A 24,812-nucleotide genomic window follows, 5' to 3' on the forward strand; every position below is an offset into this window, starting at 1 on the left:
AATTCCGCTCATCCCGGCGAATGCCGGGACCCAGATGGAATGGCGGTGTGGTTGACGCCACAAGCGCTGAGCCCTTCCAATCCACTACCCAGGATCCGGGTCCCGGCATTCGCCGGGATGAGCGGTTCTTGAGAGTTCTCAGAACTTCCCGCCGCGCCCCTCGCCGTCCTTGAACCGCGCGGCGCCGGCGCGGGCCTCGCGGCGCAGCGGCTCCAGCCCGCCGATCCCCTCGACCTTCAGGGCCTCCGCCAGCGAGACGTCCCACTGGGCGAAGGCCGAGGCGCGGTCGGCGCGCAGGCACACCTGCGGGAAGGCGGCGATCTGGGCCGCCAGGGCCTGGGCGGCGGCCAGGGCCTGGCCCGCCGGGACCACGCGGTCGGCCAGGCCCCAGCTCAGCGCCTCGGCCGCCTCGACCGCCCGGCCGGTCAGGATCATGTCCAGCGCCCGGCCCTGGCCGACGATGCGCGGAAGGCGCACCGTGCCGCCGTCGATCAGCGGCACGCCCCAGCGCCGGCAGAACACCCCGAAGATCGCGGCTTCGGAAGCCACCCGCAGGTCGCACCATAGGGCCAGCTCCAGCCCGCCGGCCACCGCGTGGCCCTCGACGGCGGCGATCACCGGCTTGGACAGCAGCCGCCGCGTCGGCCCCATCGGACCCTCGCCGACCGGGTCGTAGCGCTCGCCCTCGCCGGAGGCGGCGACGGCCAGGTCGAACCCGGCGCAGAAGGTCCCGCCCGCCCCGGTCAGCACGGCCACGGCGGCGACCTCGTCGGCCTCGAAGGCGTCGAAGGCGGCGCGCAGTTGCAGGGCCGTCTCGGGGTTCACCGCGTTGCGTTTCTCCGGGCGGTTGATCGTGACGGTCCAGACCGGGCCGTCGGTGGCGACGTCGACTTCGCTCATGTTCAGGCTCCTTCAGCCGCCAGGCGCAGCTCGCGATAGGCCGCCACCAGCGCGTCCTGGCTGAAGGCGAGGTTTCGGCCGCTGGGATTGGGCAGGACCCAGGCCACGGCTCCGCCGAACGGCTCGGCCTGCCGGCCCCAGGGCACGGTCCGGCGGCCCAGCATGGCGCCGTAGGCGGCCTTGCCCAGGAAAGCGACATGGCGCGGCGCCCAGCGGCGGACCCAGGCCTCGAAGCCGGCGGCGGCGTCCACGAACTCCGACCGCGCCAGGTCGTCGACGCCGGCCGTGGGCCGCTCGACCACGCTGGTGATCCCCAGGCCGTAGGCCAGCAGGTCGGCGTCGTTCTCCGCCGCGATCAGCGCCGGCGTGAACCCGGCCAGATGCAGGACGCGCCAGAACCGGTTGCCGCGCCCGGCGAAATGGTGGCCCGAGGCGGCGGCCGACAGTCCCGGGTTCAGCCCGCAGAACACGACCGACAGCCCGGGCGCGACGATGTCCGGAAGCGGCTTAGACATTCAGCGCCCTCGTCCCGCTGACGAAGGGACTGCCGCGCACGTAGAAACGCAAGGGCCGGTCGGCGTCTTTCGTGATGCCGATCCGGACGCTGAGCCCGATCTCGCCGGGCTCGACCTCGTCGCGGCCCAGCCAGAGCGGGCCGTCCGCGCACAGATCGAGACCATCGGCCCACGGTCCTATCTGAAGCGCCCGGCACAGCCGACCCGGTCCCCGCGCCAGGTCGCGCAGCTTCTCGGTCCCGCGATGGGCCTGCATCAGGGCGAGCCCCTCCAGCGGCTCCAGCGCCCGGATCAGCACCCCGGCCCCGATGCCGGCCGCCTCGCCGGAGACGTTCAGCATCCAGGACGTGCCGTAGTTCAGATAGACATAGGCGTGCCCGCGCTCGAGGAACATCGGGCGGGTGCGGGGCGTCATGCCCCGGAACGCGTGGCTGGCCGCGTCGCACAGGACATAGGCCTCGGTCTCGACGATGCGGCCGCTGATCACGCCCTCGGGCGTCTCGCGCACCACGATCTTGCCGATTAGGAAGCGGGCCAGGGCGGCCGTGTCGACCGGCAGTTCGTCCCGCGAAAGCCGCGTCGTCACCAACTGTCCACCCGCACCTCCCACGGCCGCGTCGTCCCCGCCGCCGCGTCCAGGCCGCCCAGGATCCAGCGGCGGGTGTCGGCCGGATCGATCACGGCGTCGATCTCCAGGGCCGCGGCCATGCTGGTCGCCTTGCCCGCCGCGTAGAGCTTCGCGACCAACTGGTCGTAGAGCGCCTTCTGGTTGGCGGGATCGGTCTCGGCCTCCAGCTCCTTGCGATAACCCAGGCGCACGGCGCCCTCCAGGCCCATGCCGCCGAACTCGCCCGTGGGCCAGGCGGCGATGAACAGCGGGGCTTGGAAGCTGCCCCCCGCCATGGCCTGGGCGCCCAGGCCGTAACCCTTGCGGGTGACCACGGTCAGCAGCGGCGTGCGCAGCTTGGCGCCGGCGATGAACTGGCGGCTGACCCGCCGCACCGCCCCGGCGTCCTCGCTGTCGGGTCCGACCATGAAGCCGGGGGTGTCGCACAGGCTCAGCACCGGCAGGCCGAAGGCGTCGCACAGCTGCAGGAACCGCGCGGCCTTCTCGGCCCCGTCGCCGTCGATGGCCCCGCCCAGATGCCGGGGATCGTTGGCGATCAGGCCCAAGGGGCGGCCCTCGATCCGCACCAGGCCGGTGATCATCCCGGCCGCGAAGCCGCCGCGCAGCTCGAGGAACGAGCCGGTGTCGACCAGCCCCGCGATCAGGGCCCGCACGTCGTAGACCCGCAGGCGGTTCTCCGGCACGGCCCGGCGCAGCAGGCGCTGGTCGGGGCAGGTCCAGTCGGTCACCGCGCCCTGGAAATAGGACAGGGCCTGCTTGGCCAAGCCGGTGGCGTGGGCCTCGTCGTCGGCCAGGATGTCGATGACGCCGTTGGCCCACTGGTGCGCCGCCGGGCCGATCTGCTCGGGCCGGAACACGCCCAGCCCGCCGCCCTCGATCATGGCCGGGCCGCCCATGCCCAGGTTTGAGTCCTTGGTGGCGATGATGATCTCCGACAGCCCGGCGATGGCGGCGTTGCCGGCGAAGCAGCGGCCGGCGACGATGGCGATCTTGGGCACCACGCCCGACAGGGCCGCCAGGCTGCGGAAGGTCGGGACGTCCAGCCCCGCCACCGCCGTGGTGTCGGTGTCGCCCGGCCGCCCGCCGCCGCCCTCGGCGAACCAGACGATCGGCAGGCGCTGCTGCTCGGCCACGGCCAGCAGGCGGTCGGACTTGCGGTGGTTCATCGCGCCTTGCGTGCCGGCCAGCACCGTGAAGTCGTAGGCCAGGGCCGCGACCCGGGCCTTGTCCGGCGGGAACAGCGCGCCGTTGACGCTGCCCACCCCGGTGATCAGGCCGTCGGCGGGCGTGGCGGCGATCAGGTCCTCGGTCGAGCGTCGGCGCTTCTGGGCGGCGATGGCCAGGGCGCCGTATTCCAGGAAGCTGCCGGGATCGACCAGGTCGTCGATGTTCTCGCGCGCCGTGCGGTGGCCGGTCTTGCGGCGCTTGGCCACCGCCTCGGGCCGGGCCTCGTCCAGGGTGAAGCGGTGGCGGGCGATGACCTCGGCGTGGTCGGGGCGGATCGCGTCTGGGTCGACGGCTTCGGCCGCCAGAGCCTCGCCGCCCTCGACCTCGGCGGGCTCCAGATAGAGCAGGGGCTGGCCGGGCCGCACCGGCTCGCCCGGCGAGACCGCGATCCGCACCACCCGGCCGCCGACCTCGGCGTGGACCAGGTGCTCCATCTTCATGGCCTCCAGCACCGCCACCGCCTGGCCGGGACGCACCAGGTCGCCCTCGACCACCTCGACTGCGCCGACCAGGGCCTGCAGCGGGGCGACGACCGCGCCCGCCTCGGAGGCGAACGCGGGACCGCCAGCCGGGGCGCCGACGGCCTCGAACAGCCGGCCGGCCTCGCGGTCGATGAAGTCGGTGGTCGCGGTCCCGTCGATCATCGCCGGCTCGACCAGCAGCACGCGCAGCAGCGGGATGGTGGTGTCGACGCCCTCGATGCGGAACTCGGCCAGGGCCCGCGCCGCGCGTCCCGCCGCCTCGGCCGGCGTCCGACCGCGCCCCACGACCTTGGCCAGCAGGCTGTCATAGGCGCCGGTGACCACCAGGCCGTCCGCGCCCGCCCCGTCGACCCGCACGCCCGGACCGCCGGGCGGCCGGTAGGCGGTGATCGTCCCGGTCGAGGGCTGGGGCGCGCCATCGGCGGCCAGGGTCTCCAGATTGACCCGGCCCTCGATCGCATAGCCGTGGGCGGGCGGCGTCGTGGCCAGGCCGACGTCCGCCAGGCCGGCCCCGCCGGCCAGCTCGAACTGGGCGCGGACCAGATCGACGCCCGTGACCTCCTCGGTCACCGTGTGCTCGACCTGGAGCCGGGCGTTGACCTCGATGAAGGCGAACGCTCCATCGGCGCCGACCAGGAACTCCACGGTCGCCAGGGTGCGATAGCTGGCGCAGAGGCGGACGGCGGCGTCGAACAGGGCGGCGCGGGTCGCGTCCGGCAGGTTCGGGGCGGGGGCGATCTCGACCAGCTTCTGGCGGCGGCGCTGCAGCGAGCAGTCGCGGTCGCCCACGGCCACCACCTGCAGCCCGTCGCCGGCCACCTGCACCTCGATATGGCGGGCGCCCTCCATCAGCCGCTCGGCGTAGAGCGCGCCGTCGCCGAACGCCGCCTGGGCCTCGCGGGCGCAGGCCTCGAAGGCGGCCTCCACCTCGCCGGCCTCGCGCACCGGCCGCACGCCGCGCCCGCCGCCGCCGGCCGCGGCCTTCAGCATCATCGGCCCGTGGTGGGCGAAGAACCGCTGGGCGGCGGGCAGGTCCAGGGCGCCGGTCCCCTCGATCAGGGGCACGCCCTTGGCCAGGGCCAGGGAGCGGGCCAGGGCCTTGTCGCCGAAGGTCTCCAGATGGGCGGGCGAGGGGCCGACGAAGGTGATCCCCACCGCCGCGCAGGCCCGGGCCAGGGCCGGATTCTCGGCCAGGAAGCCGTAGCCGGGATGCAGGGCGTCGCAGCCGGCGGCCTGGGCGGCGCCCACCACGGCGGCGATGTCGAGATAGGCGCGCGGACCGGCGCCGGGCAGGGCGGTCGCCGTATCCGCCGCCGCCACGTGCGGGGCGTCGGCCTCGTCGGTCGCGAACACCGCCACGCTGGCGATCCCCAGCTCCGCCGCCGCCCGCGCGATACGGACGGCGATCTCGCCGCGATTGGCGATCAGAACGCGCTTGAAGGGCAGGGCGAAGGGCATGGGCGCTCCCGGTCGGCTTCATACGGCCGTTTGACGCACCATGACGGGCTCCGCTTGACTCTCCAACCCCGGAAGATCAGAACAAAAGTGGAACATTGGAGATGCGAGGATGCCCGGGGCGAAACCCGCCCTTTCGGCTTTGAGAGCCCAGATCGCCGCCCTGGAAGCGGGGACTCGGACTCCGCCTCCCGTCCTGCCGTTCGGCGATCCGCGCATCGACGGCTGCTTCCCGGCCGGCGGCCTGCAGCGCGGCGGCTGGCACGAGGTGGGCGGTTCCGGGCTGGAGGAGGAGACGGGCGCGGCCCCGGCCGCCTTCACCGCCCTGATGCTGCGTCCGCTGGCCGCCAAGGGCGCGGTGGTCTGGGTGATGCGGCGCGACGACCTGCACGCGCCGGGCCTGGTCAATCTGGGCTTCCCCGTCCAGCGCCTGATCCAGGTGCGGGCCCGCGACGAGGCCGAGGTGCTGGCGGTGCTGGAGGACGCCCTGGCCACGGTGGGCGTCGCCGCCGCGATCGGCGAGGCCGAAAGCCCCGACCTCAAGGCCGGCCGCCGCCTGCAGCTGGCCTGCGAGCGGCGCGGCGCGACCGGAGTGCTGCTGCGACGGCGGCCCTATGGCGGACCGGCGGGCAAAGGGCGGGAGGTGTCGGGCGCGGCCGCCCAGACCCGCTGGCGCATCGCCGCCGCGCCCAGCCAGCCGCCGCCCGGCGAGCCGGGCCTGGGTCCGCCGCGCTGGCGGGCCGAACTCGAACGCTGCCGGGGCGGCCGTCCCGGCGCCTGGATCCTCGAACAAGCGGAGGCCGCCGATGGCCCGCATCCTTTCCGTCTGGTGTCGCAACTGGCCGATCACGACGTGGCTCCGCCAGCAGCCCCCTCAGTCGCTTCGCGACAGCGCCCCCAAGGGGGGAGCATCGCCGCCTAGATCCTCCCCCTCCGGGGGAGGTGGCCCGGAGGGCCGGAGGGGGCCATCCCCGCCCGTCGCCCTCCTCGTCTCGGAAGGCGGAACCCGCCGTCTGGCCGCCGTCGACGACGCGGCCGCGGCCCTGGGCCTGCACATCGGCCAGAAGGCCGCCGACGCCGCGGCCCTGGTTCCGGACCTGGTCACCGCCGACCACGATCCCGACGGCGACCGCGCGGCGCTGGAGATCCTGTGCGACTGGTGCGTGCGGTTCTCGCCGGCCGTGGCCATCGACGGGCTGGACGGCCTGTTCCTCGACATCGAGGGCGTCTCGCATCTGTGGGGCGGCGAGGCGGCCATGCTGGACGACCTGCTGGACCGCCTGGCCCGCTGGGGCGCGCCGGCCCGGGGCGCGGTCGCCGACACCCCCGGCGCGGCCTGGGCCCTGGCCCGCTACGCCCCCGACCGGACGATCGCCCCGCCGGGCGGGCAGGCGGCCCTGCTGGCGTCGTTGCCGGTGGCCGCCCTGCGCCTGGACGAGGCGGCTCAGGCCCAGCTGCCGCGCCTGGGCCTGTTCCAGACGGGTCAACTGCTGGCCCTGCCCCGCGCCCAGCTGGCCAAGCGCTTCGGCCTCGGGACGGTGCTGCGCATCGACCAGGCCCTGGGCGCGGCCCGCGAGGCCCTGACCTTCCGCCGTCCCGCCACCCCGTGGTTCGACCGCCTGGCCTTCTTCGAGCCGATCAGCGCCCTGTCCGACCTGGAGCGGGTGACCGCCGACATCTGCGTCCTGCTGTGCGCGCGGCTGGAGGCCGAGGGGCAGGGCGCGCGGCGGTTCGAGCTGGTGTTCCACCGCCTGGACGGCAAGGACCAGCCGGTGCGCGTGGGCCTGTCGCGCCCGGGCCGCGACGCCGTGCGCATCGCCAAGCTGCTGAAGCCGAAGCTGGACGTGGTCGACCCCGGCTTCGGGATCGAGGTCGTCACCCTGTGGGCCGCCGACGTCGAGCCGCTGTCGACCGCGCAACGGAGTCTGGACGCCGACGGCGGGGTCAGCCTGGAGGAGGGCCTGGCGCCGCTGGTCGACCGACTGATCAACCGCCTGGGCGAGGATCGGGTCTGGCGCGCCGACCCCCACCAGAGCCACGTCCCGGAACGCTCGGTGGCGCGCCGCGCGCCGCTGGACCCGCTTTCGGAGGACACCTGGGACCCCGACCGCCCGCGACCGTCCCGCCTGCTGCGCCGGCCCGAGGCCATTGAAGTCATGGCCAAGCTGCCCGACGACCCGCCGGTCCAGTTCCGCTGGCGCGGCAAGTCGCGCCGCGTGCGCCTGGCCGAGGGCCCCGAACGGATCGGCCAGGAATGGTGGCGCAAGGCCTTCGACGAGGTCGGGCCGGGCAAGGTGCGCGACTATTACCGGGTGGAGGACGAGACGGGCGAACGGTTCTGGATCTTCCGGGCCGGGCTGTACGGGGATGGGGAGAAGGCCCCGAAGTGGTGGTTGCATGGCTTGTTCGGGTAGATCGCCACTTGCCCCCTACGGGCCTTCGGCCGTCTTCCCCCATAGGGGGAAGAGCTTCGCCTGTTCGGCTCCGCCCCCTACGGGGGCGGACAGGCCGCGCAGCGGCCAGGTGGGGGCAAGTGCGCGCCCATGAAAACCCACGCCTACGCCGAGCTCCAGGCCACCACCAACTTCTCCTTCCTGCGCGGGGCCTCCCACGCGGACGAGCTGATGACGACCGCCGAGGGCCTGGGTCTGGCCGCCGTCGGGGTGGTCGATCGCAACAGCCTGGCCGGGGTGGTCCGCGCCTGGACGGCGGCCAAGGCGCTCAGGGTCCGCGCCCTGACCGGCTGCCGCCTGGATTTCATGGACGGCACGCCCAGCCTGCTGGTCTACCCCTCCGACCGCGAGGCCTTCGCCCGCCTGACCCGCCTGCTGACGGTTGGCCAGCGCCGGGCCGAGAAGGGCGAGTGCCACCTGTTCTGGAAGGACTTCCTGGAGCACGCCGACGGCCAGCTGGCGCTGATCGTGCCGCCGGCCAGGCTGGACGCGACGTTCGAGGGCGATCTGGCCCGCATGGCCGGCGAGCTGCGCGGCCGGGTCTGGCTGGCCGCCAGCCGGGCCTACGCCGCCCAGGACCTCAAGCGCCTGTCGCGGCTGTCGGACCTGGCCCGCGACGCCCGCGCGCCGATGGTGGCCACCAACGACGTGCTCTATCACGGCCCCGAGCGCCGGCCGCTGCAGGACGTGATGACCTGCATCCGCGAGGGCTGTTCGATCACCGAGGCCGGCTTCCGCCTGGAGGCCAACGCCGAGCGCCATATCAAGACCCCCGCCGAGATGGCCCGCCTGTTCGAGCGCTGGCCGGGGGCGGTGGAGCGCACGCTCGAGATCGTCGAGCGCATCGGCTTCGACCTGGGCGACCTGAAGGAGCAGTACCCGGACGAACCCGTGCCGCCCGGCAAGACGGCGATGCAGCACCTGACCGACCTGGCCTGGCAGGGCGCGGCCTGGCGCTATCCCGGCGGGGTCCCCGACAAGGTCCAGGACAATCTGCGCACCGAGCTCGGCCTGATCGCCAAGATGGACTACCCCAACTACTTCATCACCGTGCACGACATCGTCCACAAGGCGCGGGAGATGGGCATCCTGTGCCAGGGGCGCGGCTCGGCGGCCAATTCCTCGGTCTGCTACTGCCTGGGGGTGACGGCGATCGATCCGATGGAGCATCGGCTGCTGTTCACCCGCTTCATCTCCGAGAACCGCGGCGAGCCGCCGGACATCGACGTCGACTTCGAGCACGAGCGGCGCGAGGAGGTGATGCAGTACGTCTACGAGCGCTACGGCCGGGAGTACGCCGCCATCTGCGGCACGGTGATCCATTACCGCCCGCGCAGCGCCATCCGCGACGTCGGCAAGGCCCTGGGCCTGACCGAGGACATCACCGCGATCCTGGCCAACACCGTCTGGGGCAGCTGGGGCGACGGCTTGCCCGACGAGCACATCCGCCAGACGGGGCTGGACCCCCGGAACCCGCAGATCGCCCGCGCCATCGCCCTGGCCACCGAGCTGCTGCAGCATCCCCGCCACCTGTCGCAGCACGTGGGCGGTTTCGTCCTGACCAAGCGGCGGCTGGACGAGACCGTGCCGATCGGCAACGCGGCGATGAAGGACCGCACCTTCATCGAGTGGGACAAGGACGACATCGACAGCCTGGGCCTGATGAAGGTCGATGTGCTGGCCCTGGGCATGCTGACCGCCATCCAGCGGGCGTTCGGCATGCTGCGCGCCGACCACGGCCAGCCGATCACCGACCTGGTTCACGTGCCCACCGAGGTGAAGGGCGTCTACGACATGCTGTCCAAGGCCGACAGCGTCGGGGTGTTCCAGGTCGAGAGCCGGGCCCAGATGTCGATGCTGCCCCGGCTGCGCCCCAACCGGTTCTATGACCTGGTGATCGAGGTGGCGATCGTCCGGCCCGGTCCCATCCAGGGCGACATGGTCCATCCCTATCTGCGGCGGCGCAACGGCCAGGAGCCGGTGGAATTCCCCGCCCCGTCGCCGGAGCACGGTCCGCCCGACGAGCTCCAGAGCATCCTGGGCAACACCTACGGCGTGCCACTTTTCCAGGAGCAGGCCATGAGCCTGGCCATCGAGGCGGCCAAGTTCACGCCGGACGAGGCCGACGGCCTGCGCAAGGCCATGGCCACCTTCAAGAACCTGGGCGATCCGGCCCAGTACCGTGACAAGTTCGTCGAGGGCATGGTCTCGCGCGGCTACGAACGCGACTTCGCCACCCGCTGCTTCAAGCAGATCGAGGGCTTCGGCTCGTACGGCTTCCCCGAAAGCCATGCGGCCAGCTTCGCCAAGCTGGTCTATGTCTCGGCCTGGATCAAATGGGCCTGGCCGGACGTGTTCTGCGCGGCCCTGATCAACTCCCAGCCGATGGGCTTCTACCAGCCGGCCCAGCTGGTGCGCGACGCACGCGAGCACGGCGTCGAGGCGCGGGCCCCGGACGTGATGATGAGCGACTGGGACTGCACGCTGGAGGCCAGGGCCAGCGGGGACGACAGGGTGTTCAGCCCCGCCTCCGACAAGCTCTCCAACGAGGACACCCGTCCCTACTGGAAGGCCGTCCGCCTGGGCCTGCGCCAGGTCAAGGGGCTGAAGGAGGACGACGCCGAACGGGTGGTGTCCGCCCGCGCCGCCGGAGCCCGGACGCCGGCCGATTTCGCCCGGGCCGGGGTCTCGCAGCGCGGGCTGGAGCTGCTGGCCGAGGCCGACGCCTTCGCCTCCACGGGCCTCAAGCGCCGCGACGCCCTGTGGGCGGTCAAGGGGCTGAAGGGCGAGGCCAAGGTCGACAGCCAGGCGCCGCTGCTGGCCGGCCTGCCGCTGTTCGAGGACGCCGTCGCCCTGCCGGCCATGGCCCTGCCCCAGGACGTGGCCGAGGACTACCGCACCACCAGCCTGTCGCTGAAGGCCCATCCCTTACGCTTCTTCCGGCCGATGCTGGACCGGATGGGCGTCCTGACCGCCGAGCAGCTGAAGGGCGTGCGCGACGGCCGCAAGGTCAGCGTCGCGGGCCTGGTCCTGATCCGCCAGCGGCCGGGCACCGCCAAGGGCGTGGTGTTCGTCACCCTGGAGGACGAGACGGGCGTGGCCAATGCGGTGGTCTGGAAGGACTGCTTCGACGCCAACCGCCGCACGGTGATGAGCGCCTCGTTCCTGGTCGTCCACGGCAAGGTCCAGGCCGCCGACGGCGTGATCCACGTGGTGGCCGAAGGCTTCACCGACCTGTCTGGAGAACTGGCGCGGATGAAGGAGGACCCCGAAGCGCCGGCCCCGACGGTGCGCATGCGGACGTCGGGACGGCTGCAGCGGAGCCGGGATTTCCATTGAGCGTCCTACGCGTGCCGGCGCGCCGTCGGGCGCTGTAACCCCTCGCCCCCGACCCTCTCCCTATGGAAGAGGAGGCAAGGCCAGCCCATCACCCACCTCCATGAACGCCGCCGACGTCGGTGGAAACGCGCGGCATGCTCCGCGTCAACCTGTCCTTAGGCCAAATGGCTCAACCTGTCGTGGCATGCAGGGCGTCAAGGGTTCGGGGCGGGGCTAGGCGAGTGGATCAGGCAGGGCAAACCCGCGTCGCGAAGACGCCGGATTCCATCGGCGCGCCGATCCGCAGGTTGCTGCATCCCGTGGCCCTGTCGCTGGTCGCCGCCCATCTGGCCTTGCTGCTCCTGGGCTGGTGGGCGCTGCACCACCTGGTTCCCGACACCCTGACCCTGAACCTGTTTGGGCACGCTCACCAGGTGAGCGAGGTGCATCGGCGGGTGATCGACCGGACGGTCGAGATCAGCCTGCTGCTGCCGTCGATCTTCTTCATCGAATATCTCTGCACGGGCTGGGCCCAGAGCTCGGTGCGCCACCTTCTTGTCGAACGCACCGCTTCGGGCTGGTCGGACGTGGCCTGCTACCTGTTCCAGATGGCGCCGGTCTGGACCCTGGTCACGGCGATCATGAGCTTCGGCTTCGCCTATGTGTCGGGCGAGGGGCTAAGGCAGGCGCTGGCCCACGCGACCGGGCTCAAGCTCAGCATCGCCGGCGCGCCCCTGGCGCTCCAGGCCGTGGTGCTGTTCGTGCTCTACACCCTGTTCGACTATTGGAGCCACCGGCTGGACCACTCCAGGGTGTTCTGGCCGCTGCACCGCTTCCATCACAGCGCGGAGTCGTTCTCGGTCCTGACAGCCGCGCGGATTCATCCGGCGATGTTCACCGCCGTGGTCGGCGCCGTCCTGCCGGGCGCCTTCCTAGCCTGCGACCCCGAGGCCCTGGTCTATGTCGGCCTGGTGGTGATCGTCATCCGGCTGCTGGTCCATTCGCGCATCGAGTCCAACTTCGGCTGGGTCGGCCGTTGGGTCGTCCAGTCGCCGCTGCATCACCGGCTGCATCACAGCCTCAATCGGATGCCGATCAACCTGGCCCTCCTGCCGATCTGGGACCGCCTGTTCAACACCTGGCGCGACGCGCCGCAGCAGGCCATGCGCATCGGCACGCCCGCGCCCTACCGTCACGGCGCCGGTGTCGTGCTGGACATCTGGCGCGACTATTGCGCGTTCTGGGCGGGGCTGAAGGCGATGACGGTCAATCGCCTGGCGGAACGCGTCACGTCGCCTTCGCGCGGCCCCTAGGCCGTCACCCGCCGCTCGTCCTCGACCTCCGCCTTCGTCTTCCCCGCCGCCACCTCGGCCAGCAGGGCGAACAGGGCCACGGTGTCGATCGGCTTGCGCAGCACGCCGTCGGCGCCGTCGGCGCGGTAGCGGGCGACGTCGTCGTCGAAGACGTTGGCGGTCAGCATCCAGACCGGCGTGCGCGGGCGCGGCTCCGAGGTCTCGAGCTCGCGGATCTTCGCCAGGGCCGCCACGCCGTCCAGCACCGGCATGTTGACGTCCATCAGCACCAGGTCGAAGGCCTCGGCCCGCCAGGCGTCCAGGGCCTGGGCGCCGTCCTCGGCGAACACCAGATCGATCGGAGAGGCGGCCAGCAGGGCGGCCAGCACCCGGCGGTTGGCGGGATTGTCCTCGGCGGCCAGAACCCGAAGCGGCGTGGCCACCCGGGCCTCCGCCGCGGCGTCGGCGGCCGGCGCCGCCAGAACGTCCGCCTCGAAGGCGAACCAGAAGACCGCGCCGCGCTTGGCGCTCTTGGCCGGCTGGGCGTCGCCTTCGGGAATGTCGTCGACGCCGATCTCGCCGCCCATCAAGGCCAGGTTGGCCGCGCAGATCGACAGGCCCAGCCCGCTGCCGCCCAGGCTTCGTCCGCGCTCGGTCTGGTCGAAGGCGTCGAACATCAGCGCGCGATCTTCGGGCGGCACCAGCGCGCCGGCGTCGCGAACCTCGACCAGGGCGGTCAGCCTCTGGTCCTTGACCATGCCGGCCAGGCGGACCACCACCGCGCCGCCGGACGGCGAGGCCTTCAGGCCGTTGGAGACCAGGTTGACCAGCGTCTGCTCCAGCTTGGCCTCGTCGGCCAGCAGGCCGAAGGCCAGGTCGGGATCGGCGTCCTCGAAGCTCAGCAGCACGCCCACCGCCTGGGCGTGGGCGCTCCACACCCGCACCACCGTGCGGACCAGGCGGCGCAGGTCGACCGGCGCCAGGGTCAGGGCGGCCTGTCCGGCCTGGACCTTGGTGAGGTCCAGCACGGTGTCGAGCAGGCGGGTCAGCTGGGCGCCGCCCTCCAGCACGCCCTGGGCCAGGTCGGCCTGGGTCGGGGTCAGGAAGGTGTCGCGGCGCAGGGCGTGGGCGAAGCCGAGCACGGCGTTCAGCGGGGTGCGGATCTCGTGGCTGGCGACGGCCAGCAGGTCGGACTTGGCGCGGCTGGCGGCCTTGGCCTCGGCGATGGCCTCGGTCAGGTCGGCGTTCTTGCGGGCCAGGTCGCGGAAGGCCTGGGCCAGGGCGCGGTCGGTCGCCTGCTGGCGCCAGGTGGCGGTCAGGACGGCGGCGATGAACAGCAGCATGGCGGCCGCGTAGTGGTTGGCCAGCAGCGGCGTGTGGCGGTCGAAGGCGATCCACAGCAGGGTGACCACCGGCGGTCCGACGGCGGTGAGGTAGCTGACCCGGCTGGTGTGGACCCGCAGGGCGCCGAACAGCAGCACGCTGGTGGCCAGCAGCGCGGCCTCGACCCGCATGATCGGCTCGCCCAGCATCCGGATCTTCACGGCCAGGACGCAGGCGTTGGCCGACAGCAGGAAGACCAGGATGATCGATCGCCAGCGTAGGCGCCGGAAGGCCAGGACGGGATCGGGGTCGCGCAGCGCCACGCGGGTGGCCAGGAACAACGCCCCGTAGATGATCAGCTCGATCACGCCGAACAGGGCCATCTTCAGGGGGGTGAAGACCGCCAGCAGCCCCATGAAAACGGCGACCAGAAGCAGGCGCGCGCGCACGATCCCGCGCGTGTATCGAACAAACCCGTCCAGGCGGGTGACGTCCACCGTCCGTTCGAACATCCAGGTTCCCGACGACGCTACTGTTGTCCCGCTGGCGGGACGGCTCGCCCTTGCAAGCGGGCGACACAGAGCATGGGAGGCTGATTCTGGCTTTCCCGCTCGCCTTATAGGCGACGGGCGGGGCGGACTCCGATCAGGCCCGGGTTCGGGCTGCGGCGGTCTTGCCCGCGCCGGGCGCCTTGGCCGGCGACACGGTCCGCAAGCTCTCGACCAGGGCGAACAGCCGCTCGCGGACGACGGCTTCGTCGCCGGCCAGGGCGGCGGCCTCCAGGGCGGCCAGGGCCTTGGCGGGGATCGGCGGCAGGGGCGTCAGGGGCGTGGCCTCGGTGACGCCCTCGGCCTTGGGCCGGGCGGTCTCGTTGACGTCGACCAGGGCCTCGGTCAGCTTCTCGCCGGGACGCAGGCCGGTGATCTTGATCTCGATGTCCTTGTCGGGGACCAGGCCCTGGAGCTCGATCATCCGCCGGGCCAGGTCGATGATCTTGACCGGTTCGCCCATCTCCAGCGTCAGGACGCCCGTGGGGGGCTCCGCGTCGCCCGCCGACAGCGCCACCGCCCGCAGGACCAGCTGCACCGCCTCGGGGATGGTCATGAAATAGCGCTCGACCTCGGCGTCGGTCAGGGTCACCGGGCCGCCGCGGGCGATCTGGTGCTGGAAGATCGGCACCACCGAACCGGCCGAGCCCAGGACGTTGCCGAACCGCACGACGCTGACCCGGGTGTTCGATTCCCCACCGTTGGCGAACTGGCGGACCACGGCCTCGGCCACCCGCTTGGTCGCCCCCATCACGCTGGCCGGGGCCACGGCCTTGTCGGTGGAGATCAGGGCCAGATGGGCCGCCCCGCAGGCCTTGGCGGCGGCGGCGACATTGCGGCTGCCCAGCACGTTGGTGCGCACGCCCTCGCAGGGGTGGTTCTCGACCAGGGTCACGTGCTTGAGGGCGGCGGCGTGGAAGACCAGGTCGGGCTTCTCGGCGGCGAACACCAGGTCCAGGCGGGCGGCGTCGCGCACGTCGCACAGCACGTCCTGGCGCGGCAACTGGGGCCAGGCCTCGCCCAGCTCGCGGTCGATGTGGAAGAGGTTGGCCTCGGCGGCGTCCAGCAGGATCAGCCGGGCGGGGCCGCTGGCGGCGATCTGGCGGGCCAGTTCCGAGCCGATGCTGCCGCCGGCCCCGGTGACCAGCACCCGCTTGCCGGCCACGAGGGCGCGGATCGGCGCGGGGTCCAGCCGGACCGGCGCGCGGCTGAGCAGCTCCTCGAGGCTGAGCTCGCGCAGGCTCGTCCCGCCGACCATGTCCACAAGGGCGCCCTGGCGGCGCAGCAAGCGCACGCCCTCGCTCTTCAGCCGGCCCAGGCGCTCGGCCCCGAAGGCGCTGAGCGGACCGTCGGTCAGAAACAGCAGGGCCGAGGGCTGCAGCCCGCCGTCGCGCAGCTGGGCCATGACGGCGTCGAATTCGTCGACGGCGCCCAGGACGCAGACCCCGCCCAGCTCGTCGCCCCGCTCGCGGGCTTCGGGCGTCAGCACCCCGACCGGGGCGTAGCGCTCGCCCAGGGCGGCGGGCGTGCGCAGGAAGGCCTCGGCCTCGTTGGCCGAGCCGACGATCAGCAGGCGCGGCAGGGCGGGCGAGGCGGGGGCCGGGCGCAGGCGGGTCAGGGCGTCCAGCAGCACCTTCTCGTGCAGGGCGCGGCGGACGATGCGCAGCCCGGCCAGCATCGCGGTCAGCAGCAGGAAGGCGGCGGCCAGGGTGCGCAGGCCGCCCGGCTGGCGCACGTCCAGCAGGCGGGCGATCAGGGCGAAGGTCAGGACCGACAGGGCGGCCGAGCGCGCCAGGCGCAGACCGTCGCTGGCCGCGAAGAACCGCCACGGCGAACGCTCGACCCGGAACAGGATCTCGACCAACAGGGCGGCGGCGGCGAACAGGGCCGCATGGGCGAGGGCGCCCAAGGCAAGATGGGAAGCGGTGAAGGTCTCGACGCCGGCGGTCAGCGCCTGGGCCAGCAGCATGGCCGTGAAGGCCAGCACCATGTGCGCCGCGATCTTGCCGATACGACCCATACGCAAACTCCCGCCGCGGTCGCCGTCAAACCGCTTCGCACGCGGCTTAGCATGCTCCGCGCGCCTCGTCGCCGGTCGGGCGTCAGCGGCGATAGACAACGTCGTTCGACCTGGCCTACCAAATCGGCGTGTCACAACTCAGCGTTGGATCGTGAAGCCATGACCCTGAAGAGCGTCTTCATCGCCGCCGCCTTGCTTCCCTTGGCCGGTGCGGCCTGGGCCGACAACGCCTGTCTGATCGAAGGACAGGTCTACGGCGAGACCATCAAGGACTGCAGCCAGACCAGCCTGCCGATCCCCGCGGGCGACTATGCGGAACAGTGCAACAGCAACGCCAACGGTCCGCTGAAGGCGACGGTCCTGAAGGCCTGCCCGGCCAAGGCCCAGGCGGCGTGCATCAACCCCTTCGGCCAGAAGGTCACCACCTACTACTATTCGCGCGGTCCCCAGGCCCTGGCCGACACGAAGAAGAGCTGCGTCGCCCAGCAGGGCAAGTGGGTCGACAACCCCTAGCCTCGCGCCAGCGGCAGCAGGTCGACCGTCTCGCCTTCCGCCGCCGGCGGCGCGCCGGCCGGGCGCATCACCAGGCAGTCGGCGCGCGAGAACACGCCGATCAGCGAGGAGTCCTGGTCCGGGAAGGGCGTGACCCGCACCCGGCCTTCGGCGTCGATCGTCCGGGTGGCGCGCATCCAGTGCTCGCGCGGGCCGGTGGCGGGCAGGGGCGCGGCCAGCACGCCGGCGCTCATCGCCCCATCGACGCGGAAGACGGGGTCGGCGCCGATCAGGGCGGCCAGCAGCGGACGGAGGAACAGCTCGGCGCAGACCAGGGCTGAGGCGGGGTTGCCGGGCAGGCCCAGCACGCGGCGGCCGTCCTTGAGTGTTCCGAACCAGGTCGGCTTGCCCGGACGCACGGCGATGGTCTGGACGCGCAGATCCAGGCCCAGGGTCTGAAGCGCCGGCTTGACCAGGTCGTGGTCGCCGACCGAGGCCCCGCCGACGGTGACGACGAGATCGACCTCGGCGGCGTCGACCACCCGGGCGATGGCGTCCAGGTCGTCGGCCTGGGCCTTCAGCCTGATCGCCTCGCCGCCCCAGGCCTGGACCAGGGCCGCCAGGGCGAACGAGCCGGACTCGAAGATCTGGTCGGCCGCGGGGCTCGCGCCGGGCGGAACCAGCTCGTCGCCCGTGGCCAGGATGGCGACGCGGGGACGGCGGGCCACGGCCAGCTCGGCGCGGCCGGCGGCGGCGGCCAGCGACAGCCGCCAGGCGTCGATCCGCGCGCCCTCGGCCAGCAGCAGGTCGCCGGACCGGAAGTCGCCGCCGGCGGGGCGGATGTTGCCGGGCGGCGGGTCGCGGTCGATCGCGAAGATCACCGTGTCGCCCTCGCGCGTGGCGTTCTCCTGGATCACCACCAGGTCCGCGCCCGGGGGCACGGGCGCGCCGGTGAAGATGCGCACGGCCTGGCCGGCCTCGACCGGTCGCCCATGGGCCCGCCCGGCGGCGCTTTCGCCCACGATCCGGAACGACGCGCCCGGCGAGAGGTCCGCGCGGCGGATCGCCCAGCCGTCCATGGCCGAGGCGTCGAACGGCGGCTGGTGGCGGTCGGCGACGATCGGCGCGGCCAGCACCCGGCCGACAGCCTCGGCCAGGGCGACCCGCTCGACGCCCAGCCGCGCGGCGTCGGACAGCATCCGGCCCCGCGCCTCGACGACGGTCAGGTTCTTCAGTTGAAGCTTGTCGCCGCTCACGCCGGCCCTCCGTAGCCCAGGACCCTTTAGTAGCGCGCGTCGCCGGGCCGCGCCGCCATGGTTTTCCAATAGCGCCCCTAGAATTGGTCCGGACTGGTCGCGTTCACCCCTGTTGTCTGTCCCTTTCGCCCCCTTTCGAGGAACGGCGATATCCATAGGCTCGCGCTTCCCTTTTTCGGAGACAATTCAATGAAGCGCTATGTGATCGAACGCGACATCCCCGGGGTCGAGGGGCTGGACGCCCAGCAGCTGAGCGGCGCGGCCGCGACCTCGAACAAGGCCCTGGCCGAGCTGGCCCCCAAGGTGCAGTGGGTCCAGTCGTTCGTCGCCAAGGACAAGACCTTCTGTGTCTATCTGGCCGAGGACGAGGCGGCGATCCGCGACCATGCCCGGCTCAGCGGCTTCCCGGCCAATCGGATAACGCCGATCTCGGGGATCATCGACCCGACCACGGAACGGGCCTAGGCTTGGTCCCGGGACGCGGTGAAGGGCGGCGGGACGGGTGGAGCGTGCAGGACGTCACGGTCGTACTGTTCGATGACGGGCTGGCCTCGACGGCCGTCCTGCCGATGGAGATCTTCCATACGGCCGGCGCGCTGTGGGCCCAGCTACACGGCCGACCGCCCGCGCCGCGCTTCCGGGTGCGCACGGCGTCGCTGACCGGCGCGCCGGTGCGCACGCCCTACGGCGCCCTGATCACCCCGGAGGTCCGCCTCGACCAGGTCGAGCGCACCGACATCGTGATCGTGCCGACCTCGGGCCTGGACCTGGACGTGAAGCTGCTGGAGAACAGCGCCATCCTGCCGTGGCTGCGCCGTCATCACGCGTCCGGAGCCTATGTGGCCGGGGTCTGCATGGGGGCGGCCTACCTGGCCGAGGCCGGGCTGCTGGACGGTCGGATCGGCACCACCCACTGGGCGCTGGGCGAGGCGTTCGCCGCCCGCTATCCCAAGGTCCGCTGGCGGCCAGACCAGTTCGTCACCGAGGACGGCCGGCTGCTGTGCAGCGGCGGGGTCATGGCGGCGATGGATGTCAGCCTGTACCTGGTCGAGAAGCTGTGCGGCCACGAGATAGCGGTGCAGACGGCCAAGGCGCTGCTGATGTCGATGCCGCGCACCCATCAGTCCGGCTACGCGGTGCTGCCGCTGTCGGCCCCGCACGACGACGCCGACGTGCGCGACGTCGAGGCCTATGTGCAGGGCGCGTTCCACCAGGACCTCAGCGTGGAGGACATGGCCGCCCGGGCGGGACTGGGCGAGCGCACCTTCGTGCGCCGCTTCAAGGCCGCCACCGGCCAGCGGCCCGGGGCCTATCTGCAAGCCGTGCGGATCGAGGCGGCCAAGATGCTGCTGGAGCGGGAGGCGCGCTCGATCCAGGCCGTCAGCTCGGCGGTCGGCTACGACGACGTCGCGTTCTTCCGGCAGCTGTTCAAGCGGGCCACCGGCATGACGCCGGCCGAATACCGCCAGCGGTTCGGGGCGCTGCACGTGCGCAGCGGCCCGTTCGCCCGGGCGGAGCCGCCCGAAGGCGTCGCCGTCCTAGCCGACGAACGCCCGCTCGATCACGAAGTCGCCCGGCTCGGCGTTTGAGCCCTCGACCAGGCCGTGGGCCTCCAGCAGGGCGGCGGTGTCCTTGATCATGGCCATCGAGCCGCACAGCATGGCGCGGTCGTGCTCGGGATCGAACTTCACCTGCTCCAGGCCGAGGTCGGCGAACAGCTTGCCGCTCTCGATCAGGTCGGTGAACCGGCCCTGGCGCTCGAACGGCTCGCGGGTGACGGTGGGATAGTAGACCAGCTGGGCCTTGGCCTCGTCGCCGACCAGCGGGTCGTCGTGGATCTCGGCGGTGAACAGGTCGCGATAGGCCAGTTCCTGCACCTCGCGCACGCCGTGGGCGACGATCACCTGCTCGAAGCGGCTGTAGGCGTCGGGGTCGCGGGCCACCGACAGCCAGGGGGCCAGGCCCGTGCCGGTGCCGAACAGGAACAGGCGCTTGCCCGGGCGGACGGCGTCCAGCACCAGGGTGCCGGTCGGCTTCTTGCCCAGCAGGATCTGGTCGCCTTCCTTGATCTGCTGCAGGCGCGATGTCAGGGGGCCGTCGGGCACCTTGATCGAGAAGAACTCCAGCTCCTCGGCGAAGTGCGGCGAGCCGATCGAATAGGCGCGCAGGATCGGCTTCTTTTCACCCAGGTCCTCGCGCGGCGGCAGGCCGATCATCACGAACTCGCCCGAGCGGAAGCGGAAGCTGGCCGGGCGGGTGATGGCGAAGCTGAACAGGCGGTCCGTCCAGTGCTTGACCCACAGCACGGTCTCGGTGTGCCAGGCGGCTTCCTTGACGGGAGCGGGCGCGGGAACGGTGGTTTCGATGGCCGACATAAGTGGGTTTCAAGTCCTGGACGCGTGGCGGACCACGCTATTCTGAGATGGCGTCGCCTAGGCCCTAGAAGCGACTGCGTCTCATGTGAGCACAGGCGCGTGGATGTCAACTTTGGTGGTCTGAAAGGGCTTTGAGAAATTCTTCCCCAAAAGCGTCAAAATGGCGGGCGCCTGTTTTTTGAACCGTGTCAAAATTGTGATTGCCGCCTCCCCAAACGGGGCGCACTCTTCCTCTTGCCCCCGCGTCCTAGACGAAGCGGAGGCCAACGATACGGAGGAACGGATGCGGGTTAGGTTCGTGATGGCCGCCGCGGCGGTCAGTGTGTTGGCGTTAGGCGTAACGGCTTGCAATGAGACCGGAAGCTCCGGTCAAACCCAAGCCCAGCAGGTGTCTCTCGAAGGGAAGTCGGTCACGGCTTCCGGCTGCGTACGCCCGGTGGAGAACACCTCGTGCATGGTGGTTCGCGGCCCCGGCGGCGGCTACTACGATATTTCCGGAGCCAGCCCGGCGCCGGATCCCGCCAAGGGCGTGGGCATCTCCCTGCAAGGACGTGATCTGGGTGAGAACACCCAGTGCGGGCGCAAGCTCAACGACGTGAAGTGGTCGTACCTGAACGTCCAGTGCGCCGCGGCCGCCCCGGCGCCCGCGCCGGAAACGGAAAAGGCCGGCTAATCGACTCAGGCTTCGCCGGAGCCCGGATCGGTCCGGGTCTTCGGCGAGTCCGAACTGCCCTCCGCGCCGCGCGGTTCGGTCGCGGGACGCGGGGCCTTGCCGTCGGAGCCGGAGGCGGGGCGCTGGTTCTCGTTCTCGACCTCGCGGTTGGACGGCCTGTCCTGGCTGGGCCTATCTTGGCTGGGCGTCGGCATGGCGCGTTTCCTCCGGGCTTTGGTTTGGCCAAGGTCTAACGCGCCGCTCCCGCGGCTGATCCTTCGGGACCAGGCATCGAATCCGCCGATCGCGCTCCGGCCGCTTGCCGGGCTCGAACGACCCTGCTAAACGACGCGGCTCTGGCGATGAGACCAACGCGCCGGCGGGCTTCAAAGAGCCTACCGGCGCGATGTTCATTGTCGGAAAGCCGGAATCTCCGCTAAGGGGATCGCGGTTCCGCAGGAGTGTAGCTCAGCTGGTAGAGCATCGGTCTCCAAAACCGAGGGTCGTGGGTTCGAGTCCCTCCACTCCTGCCACTATATGTCATCGGTCACCCCGGCTTTCGGGCTGACCTATCGAAAGTCGCGAGCCTCTTAAGTCATGGCCAGGAAACCGGGTTCCAGCCCGTCTGCGATCAAGAACCGCGCCGCGAAGACGGCCGCGGCGCTCGCGCCCGCCGGTCAGGCGGCCGCCGCCGCCAAGGCTCCGGCTCCGCCGAAGAAGCCGATCAACCCGCTTCGCTTCGCGCAGGAAGTCCGCGCCGAGGCCCGCAAGATCACCTGGACCACCCGCAAGGAGACCTGGATCACCTCGGTGATGGTCTTCATCATGGTGGTGCTGGCCTCGCTGTTCTTCACCTTCGCCGACTGGATCCTGGGCCTGGGCGCCAACCTGCTCCTCAAGATCGCCGCGGGATAAGACACACCATGAGCAACGAAACCGCGTCCAATCCGAACCACAAGTGGTACATCGTCCACGCCTACTCGAACTTCGAGAAGAAGGTGGCCGAGAGCATCCGCGAACAGGCCAAGAGCCACGGTCTGGAAGACAGCTTCTCCGAAATCCTGGTCCCCACCGAGGACGTCGTCGAGATCCGTCGCGGCCGCAAGGTCAACGCCGAGCGCAAGTTCTTCCCCGGCTACGTGCTGGTGAAGATGAACCTCTCGGACGAAGCCTACCACCTGATCAAGAACACCCCGAAGGTCACGGGCTTCCTGGGCAGCGCTTCGAAGCCGCAGCCGGTCTCCGAAAAGGAAGTCCAGCGCATCATCGGCACCATCGAAGAGGGCGTCGAGCGCCCCAAGACCGTGGTGCTGTTCGAGGTCGGCGAGAACGTCCGCGTCACCGACGGCCCGTTCGCCAGCTTCAACGGCTCGGTCGAGCAGGTCGATGAGGAGCGGGCCCGCCTGCGCGTCACCGTCTCGATCTTCGGCCGCGCCACCCCGGTGGAACTGGAATACAGCCAGGTCGAGAAGATCGCCTAAGAGCGGCTTTCCAGCCGAAGCTTTCGAAAACCCCGCGTCGGAAACGACGCGGGGTTTTTGCTGTCCGCAGCGTAGGCGCCGCTTGACGCGGCCTCCTTAATATAGCCAATTAGCAATATAGCTATGAGGCAATGAGAATGCTCGCCACCCAGCCCCAACAGCTCGACCTGGTGTTCGCCGCCCTGGCCGATCCCACCCGCCGGGCGATCCTGGCGCGGCTGGCCCAGGGCGAGGCCACGGTCAACGACCTGGTCGCGCCGTTCGACCTGGCCCAGCCCACCATCTCCAAGCACCTGAAGGTGCTGGAGGGCGCGGGCCTGGTGTCGCGCGGCCGCAGCGCCCAGTTCCGCCCGGTGCGCCTGGAGGCGGGGCCGCTGGCCGGCGTCGACCAGTGGATCGGCGGCTACCGCCAGTTCTGGGCCCAGAGCCACGACCGCCTCGAGGCCTATGTCAAAACCCTGCAAGCCGAGGAGAGTTCGCGTGACGACTGAAGCCCAGGCCGATCGCCAGATCATCATCACCCGCCAGTTCGACGCGCCCGCGCGCATCGTGTTCCTGGCCCACAGCAAGCCCGAGCATGTGAAGCGGTGGTTCGGTCCCGTGGACTGGCCGCTGACGACCTGCGAGATGGATTTCCGGGTGGGCGGCCGCTTCCACTTCGCCATGACCGGCCCGAACGACGAGCCCGGCCCGCCGTTCGGCGGCGAGTATCTGGAGATCGAGCCGGACCGGCGGATCGTCTACACCAACGGCTTCGACGCCCCGGGCTCGCCGCGCTTCGTCACCGAGGTCACGCTCGAGGAAACCGGCGGCAAGACGACCCTGACCCAGGTCACCACCTTCGAGTCCAAGGCCGTGCGCGATCAGTACGTCGAGATGGGCTACGCCGAAGGGACCAATTCGGCCTACGACCAACTGGGCGACGTGGCCGTGGAGCTGAAGGGGTAGGGGGCGACTAAAATCGGTTGTCATCCCGGAAGCCTCGCAGAGGCTGGCCGGGACCTAGGGGACTGGGCAGATGCTTTGCAGTTCACCTGGGTCCCGGACAAGCGCTGCGCGCTTTCCGGGATGACAACAAAAGGCGGTGGTTGAAAGGGCGAGCCCTCACGCCCCCTCGAACGCCGACAGGATGGGGCAGGGGCCCGTCGTGGTCTCGCCGCAGGCGCGGGCCAGGCGCTTCAGCGCGTCGCGGGCCGTCTGCAGCTCGGCGATCCTGGCGTCCAGGGCGGCGATGCGCTCCAGGGCCAGGCCTCGCGCCCGGGCGTGGTCGTCGCCGGCGTCCAGGGCCAGCAGCTCGGCGACCTGTTCCAGGGTAAAGCCGGCCGCCTGGGCCGCGCGGATGAAGCGCAGGCGGCGCACGTCGGCCTCGCCGTAGCGCCGCACACCGCCGGCCGAGGCGCCGCCCTCGGGTCGCGCCGGCTGCTCCAGCAGGCCGCGCCGCTGGTAGTAGCGCACGGTCTCCACGCCTACCCCGCCGGCTTGGGCCAGGCCCGCGATCGTCGTCGACTTCATGGCCATCCCGCGCCTCTTGACTCCGTACCATGGTACGGAACTCATATGAGCGGGGTCCCGTTCTCGGGCAAGCCGGAGACCCTCGATGACCGCCTCGACCACGACCTCGCCTCGGACCGCCGTCCTCTATCGGATGGTGACCGACCAGCACGTCTGTCCCTGGGGTCTGCGCGCCAGGGACCTGCTGCGCCGCCGGGGCTACGCGGTCGAGGACCATCTGCTGACGACGCGCGAGGAGATCGACGTCTTCAAGGCCGCCCACGGGGTGGCGACCACGCCCCAGGCCTTCATCGACGGCCAACCTATCGGCGGCTACGACGACCTGCGCCGCCATTTCGGCCTGCGGGTGCGCGACCCCAAGGCCCTGACCTACACGCCGGTGATCGCGGTGTTCGCCGTCGCGGCCCTGACGGCGCTGGCCGCCAACTACGCCGCGACCGGCCAGGTCTTCACCGCCCACGCCCTGCAATGGTTCATCGCCTTCTCGATGTGCGCCCTGGGCATGCTGAAGCTGCGCGACATCGAGACCTTCTCGACCATGTTCCTGGGTTACGACCTGCTGGCCCAGCGCTGGCTGCCCTACGCCCGGGTCTATCCGTTCGCCGAGGTCGGGGCCGGGGTGCTGATGATCGCCGGCGCCCTGACCTGGCTGTCTGCGCCGGTGGCGCTGTTCATCGGGACCGTCGGGGCCGTGTCGGTGTTCAAGGCGGTCTACATCGACAAGCGCCAGCTGAAATGCGCCTGCGTGGGCGGCGACAGCAACGTGCCGCTGGGCTTCGTGTCGCTGACCGAGAACCTGATGATGATCGCCATGGCGGTCTGGATGCTGGTCATGTAGCGGCCTTTACGGCCCGCTTACGCCGGCGGGCCGGAGTCGAATGGC

General features: G+C 71.3%; 23 protein-coding genes and 1 tRNA gene. 14 read left to right on the forward strand and 10 right to left on the reverse strand.

Annotated features, from left to right (window positions below; all coding sequences use genetic code 11):
• Positions 1–138: 138 nt before the first annotated feature.
• Genes BR39_RS0101350 through BR39_RS0101365 form a run of 4 tightly spaced genes read right to left on the reverse strand, consistent with a single transcriptional unit; the run spans position 139 to position 5,198 of the window.
• The gene (locus tag BR39_RS0101350; RefSeq protein WP_029907238.1) at positions 139–900 is read right to left on the reverse strand and encodes a crotonase/enoyl-CoA hydratase family protein; all 762 of its coding nucleotides are present in this window, start codon (positions 898–900) and stop codon (positions 139–141) included.
• Between the two features lie 2 nt (positions 901–902).
• Positions 903–1,415, reverse strand: coding sequence for a G/U mismatch-specific DNA glycosylase (gene mug / locus BR39_RS0101355; RefSeq protein WP_029907239.1), 513 nt, complete (start codon positions 1,413–1,415; stop codon positions 903–905).
• Positions 1,408–2,001 carry a DNA-3-methyladenine glycosylase gene (locus BR39_RS0101360; RefSeq protein ID WP_081916455.1) on the reverse strand — a complete coding sequence of 198 codons (594 nt, stop codon included), beginning with the start codon at positions 1,999–2,001 and terminating at the stop codon, positions 1,408–1,410. Before BR39_RS0101360 ends, mug begins: the two co-directional genes overlap by 8 nt.
• Entirely contained in the window at positions 1,998–5,198 is a 3,201-nt protein-coding gene (locus tag BR39_RS0101365; protein WP_029907241.1) for a carboxyl transferase domain-containing protein, read from the reverse strand. Before BR39_RS0101365 ends, BR39_RS0101360 begins: the two co-directional genes overlap by 4 nt.
• A 121-nt stretch (positions 5,199–5,319) precedes the next feature.
• Between BR39_RS0101365 and BR39_RS0101370 the strand changes: the two genes are divergently transcribed.
• The 4 genes from BR39_RS0101370 to BR39_RS0101385 all read left to right on the forward strand — a co-directional run bounded on the left by BR39_RS0101370 (position 5,320) and on the right by BR39_RS0101385 (position 12,291).
• A complete protein-coding gene (locus BR39_RS0101370; protein WP_051695050.1) occupies positions 5,320–6,129 on the forward strand; it encodes an ImuA family protein in 810 nt (269 codons plus the stop codon).
• Positions 6,014–7,621 (forward strand): DNA polymerase Y family protein, encoded by a 1,608-nt coding sequence (locus tag BR39_RS0101375; RefSeq protein WP_156035538.1) that lies wholly within the window; start codon positions 6,014–6,016, stop codon positions 7,619–7,621. Before BR39_RS0101370 ends, BR39_RS0101375 begins: the two co-directional genes overlap by 116 nt.
• Before the next feature lie 129 nt (positions 7,622–7,750).
• A complete protein-coding gene (locus tag BR39_RS0101380; protein ID WP_029907244.1) occupies positions 7,751–10,999 on the forward strand; it encodes an error-prone DNA polymerase in 3,249 nt (1,082 codons plus the stop codon).
• A 287-nt stretch (positions 11,000–11,286) separates the two neighbouring features.
• On the forward strand, positions 11,287–12,291 hold the full coding sequence (locus BR39_RS0101385; RefSeq protein ID WP_029907245.1) for a sterol desaturase family protein: 1,005 nt from the start codon (positions 11,287–11,289) through the stop codon (positions 12,289–12,291).
• On the opposite strand, the gene BR39_RS0101390 is transcribed toward BR39_RS0101385, so the two are convergent.
• A complete protein-coding gene (locus tag BR39_RS0101390) occupies positions 12,288–14,105 on the reverse strand; it encodes a response regulator (RefSeq protein WP_029907246.1) in 1,818 nt (605 codons plus the stop codon). The genes BR39_RS0101385 and BR39_RS0101390 overlap by 4 nt on opposite strands.
• Before the next feature lie 133 nt (positions 14,106–14,238).
• Entirely contained in the window at positions 14,239–16,161 is a 1,923-nt protein-coding gene (locus tag BR39_RS0101395; RefSeq protein WP_029907247.1) for a polysaccharide biosynthesis protein, read from the reverse strand.
• 159 nt (positions 16,162–16,320) lie between these two features.
• Here BR39_RS0101395 and BR39_RS0101400 point away from each other — a divergent pair, with 159 nt between their 5' ends.
• A complete protein-coding gene (locus BR39_RS0101400) occupies positions 16,321–16,674 on the forward strand; it encodes a hypothetical protein (protein ID WP_029907248.1) in 354 nt (117 codons plus the stop codon).
• Here the strand turns inward: BR39_RS0101400 and glp are convergent.
• Positions 16,671–17,909, reverse strand: a complete 1,239-nt coding sequence (gene glp, locus BR39_RS0101405) for a gephyrin-like molybdotransferase Glp (protein WP_035018062.1) — start codon at positions 17,907–17,909, stop codon at positions 16,671–16,673. The genes BR39_RS0101400 and glp overlap by 4 nt on opposite strands.
• 189 nt (positions 17,910–18,098) lie before the next feature.
• Here glp and BR39_RS0101410 point away from each other — a divergent pair, with 189 nt between their 5' ends.
• Both BR39_RS0101410 and BR39_RS0101415 read left to right on the forward strand, forming a co-directional pair.
• The gene (locus BR39_RS0101410) at positions 18,099–18,374 is read left to right on the forward strand and encodes a DUF4242 domain-containing protein (RefSeq protein WP_029907250.1); all 276 of its coding nucleotides are present in this window, start codon (positions 18,099–18,101) and stop codon (positions 18,372–18,374) included.
• Between the two features lie 44 nt (positions 18,375–18,418).
• Entirely contained in the window at positions 18,419–19,498 is a 1,080-nt protein-coding gene (locus BR39_RS0101415) for a GlxA family transcriptional regulator (protein ID WP_081916459.1), read from the forward strand.
• On the opposite strand, the gene BR39_RS0101420 is transcribed toward BR39_RS0101415, so the two are convergent.
• The gene (locus tag BR39_RS0101420) at positions 19,448–20,284 is read right to left on the reverse strand and encodes a ferredoxin--NADP reductase (protein ID WP_029907252.1); all 837 of its coding nucleotides are present in this window, start codon (positions 20,282–20,284) and stop codon (positions 19,448–19,450) included. The genes BR39_RS0101415 and BR39_RS0101420 overlap by 51 nt on opposite strands.
• A 454-nt stretch (positions 20,285–20,738) precedes the next feature.
• On the opposite strand from BR39_RS0101420, the gene BR39_RS26880 reads away from it, so the two are divergent.
• A complete protein-coding gene (locus BR39_RS26880) occupies positions 20,739–20,957 on the forward strand; it encodes a hypothetical protein (protein ID WP_231499373.1) in 219 nt (72 codons plus the stop codon).
• 5 nt (positions 20,958–20,962) lie between these two features.
• On the opposite strand, the gene BR39_RS0101430 is transcribed toward BR39_RS26880, so the two are convergent.
• Positions 20,963–21,151, reverse strand: coding sequence for a hypothetical protein (locus BR39_RS0101430; protein WP_029907254.1), 189 nt, complete (start codon positions 21,149–21,151; stop codon positions 20,963–20,965).
• 242 nt (positions 21,152–21,393) lie between these two features.
• On the opposite strand from BR39_RS0101430, the gene BR39_RS0101435 reads away from it, so the two are divergent.
• From BR39_RS0101435 to BR39_RS0101455, 5 genes are all read left to right on the forward strand, one after another.
• Positions 21,394–21,469: transfer RNA gene (locus BR39_RS0101435), tRNA-Trp, on the forward strand.
• A 64-nt stretch (positions 21,470–21,533) separates the two neighbouring features.
• A complete protein-coding gene (gene secE, locus BR39_RS0101440; protein WP_029907255.1) occupies positions 21,534–21,851 on the forward strand; it encodes a preprotein translocase subunit SecE in 318 nt (105 codons plus the stop codon).
• Between the two features lie 8 nt (positions 21,852–21,859).
• Entirely contained in the window at positions 21,860–22,417 is a 558-nt protein-coding gene (gene nusG, locus BR39_RS0101445) for a transcription termination/antitermination protein NusG (RefSeq protein ID WP_029907256.1), read from the forward strand.
• A gap of 137 nt (positions 22,418–22,554) precedes the next feature.
• The gene (locus BR39_RS0101450) at positions 22,555–22,908 is read left to right on the forward strand and encodes a helix-turn-helix transcriptional regulator (protein WP_029907282.1); all 354 of its coding nucleotides are present in this window, start codon (positions 22,555–22,557) and stop codon (positions 22,906–22,908) included.
• Positions 22,898–23,365, forward strand: a complete 468-nt coding sequence (locus BR39_RS0101455) for an SRPBCC domain-containing protein (protein WP_051695052.1) — start codon at positions 22,898–22,900, stop codon at positions 23,363–23,365. Before BR39_RS0101450 ends, BR39_RS0101455 begins: the two co-directional genes overlap by 11 nt.
• A 156-nt stretch (positions 23,366–23,521) precedes the next feature.
• On the opposite strand, the gene BR39_RS0101460 is transcribed toward BR39_RS0101455, so the two are convergent.
• A complete protein-coding gene (locus tag BR39_RS0101460) occupies positions 23,522–23,935 on the reverse strand; it encodes a MerR family DNA-binding protein (RefSeq protein WP_231499374.1) in 414 nt (137 codons plus the stop codon).
• A 79-nt stretch (positions 23,936–24,014) separates the two neighbouring features.
• On the opposite strand from BR39_RS0101460, the gene BR39_RS0101465 reads away from it, so the two are divergent.
• Positions 24,015–24,767 (forward strand): MauE/DoxX family redox-associated membrane protein, encoded by a 753-nt coding sequence (locus BR39_RS0101465; RefSeq protein ID WP_029907259.1) that lies wholly within the window; start codon positions 24,015–24,017, stop codon positions 24,765–24,767.
• The last annotated feature ends 45 nt before the right edge of the window (positions 24,768–24,812 follow it).

It is taken from the genome of Caulobacter sp. UNC358MFTsu5.1, from assembly GCF_000712075.1.
Taxonomy (GTDB): Bacteria; Pseudomonadota; Alphaproteobacteria; order Caulobacterales; family Caulobacteraceae; genus Caulobacter.

What these genes read in the sequence shown, in the direction of transcription:
- BR39_RS0101380 (WP_029907244.1), top strand. Translation starts at nt 7,751, where the DNA reads ATGAAAACCCACGCCTACGCCGAGCTCCAGGCCACCACCAACTTCTCC.
- BR39_RS0101460 (WP_231499374.1), bottom strand. Translation starts at nt 23,935, where the DNA reads ATGGCCATGAAGTCGACGACGATCGCGGGCCTGGCCCAAGCCGGCGGG.
- BR39_RS0101450 (WP_029907282.1), top strand. Translation starts at nt 22,555, where the DNA reads ATGCTCGCCACCCAGCCCCAACAGCTCGACCTGGTGTTCGCCGCCCTG.
- BR39_RS0101410 (WP_029907250.1), top strand. Translation starts at nt 18,099, where the DNA reads ATGAAGCGCTATGTGATCGAACGCGACATCCCCGGGGTCGAGGGGCTG.
- nusG (WP_029907256.1), top strand. Translation starts at nt 21,860, where the DNA reads ATGAGCAACGAAACCGCGTCCAATCCGAACCACAAGTGGTACATCGTC.
- BR39_RS0101395 (WP_029907247.1), bottom strand. Translation starts at nt 16,161, where the DNA reads ATGGGTCGTATCGGCAAGATCGCGGCGCACATGGTGCTGGCCTTCACG.
- mug (WP_029907239.1), bottom strand. Translation starts at nt 1,415, where the DNA reads ATGTCTAAGCCGCTTCCGGACATCGTCGCGCCCGGGCTGTCGGTCGTG.
- BR39_RS0101430 (WP_029907254.1), bottom strand. Translation starts at nt 21,151, where the DNA reads ATGCCGACGCCCAGCCAAGATAGGCCCAGCCAGGACAGGCCGTCCAAC.
- BR39_RS0101465 (WP_029907259.1), top strand. Translation starts at nt 24,015, where the DNA reads ATGACCGCCTCGACCACGACCTCGCCTCGGACCGCCGTCCTCTATCGG.
- BR39_RS0101390 (WP_029907246.1), bottom strand. Translation starts at nt 14,105, where the DNA reads ATGTTCGAACGGACGGTGGACGTCACCCGCCTGGACGGGTTTGTTCGA.
- BR39_RS0101370 (WP_051695050.1), top strand. Translation starts at nt 5,320, where the DNA reads ATGCCCGGGGCGAAACCCGCCCTTTCGGCTTTGAGAGCCCAGATCGCC.
- BR39_RS0101420 (WP_029907252.1), bottom strand. Translation starts at nt 20,284, where the DNA reads ATGTCGGCCATCGAAACCACCGTTCCCGCGCCCGCTCCCGTCAAGGAA.
- BR39_RS0101350 (WP_029907238.1), bottom strand. Translation starts at nt 900, where the DNA reads ATGAGCGAAGTCGACGTCGCCACCGACGGCCCGGTCTGGACCGTCACG.
- BR39_RS0101400 (WP_029907248.1), top strand. Translation starts at nt 16,321, where the DNA reads ATGACCCTGAAGAGCGTCTTCATCGCCGCCGCCTTGCTTCCCTTGGCC.
- BR39_RS26880 (WP_231499373.1), top strand. Translation starts at nt 20,739, where the DNA reads ATGGTGGTTCGCGGCCCCGGCGGCGGCTACTACGATATTTCCGGAGCC.
- secE (WP_029907255.1), top strand. Translation starts at nt 21,534, where the DNA reads ATGGCCAGGAAACCGGGTTCCAGCCCGTCTGCGATCAAGAACCGCGCC.
- BR39_RS0101375 (WP_156035538.1), top strand. Translation starts at nt 6,014, where the DNA reads ATGGCCCGCATCCTTTCCGTCTGGTGTCGCAACTGGCCGATCACGACG.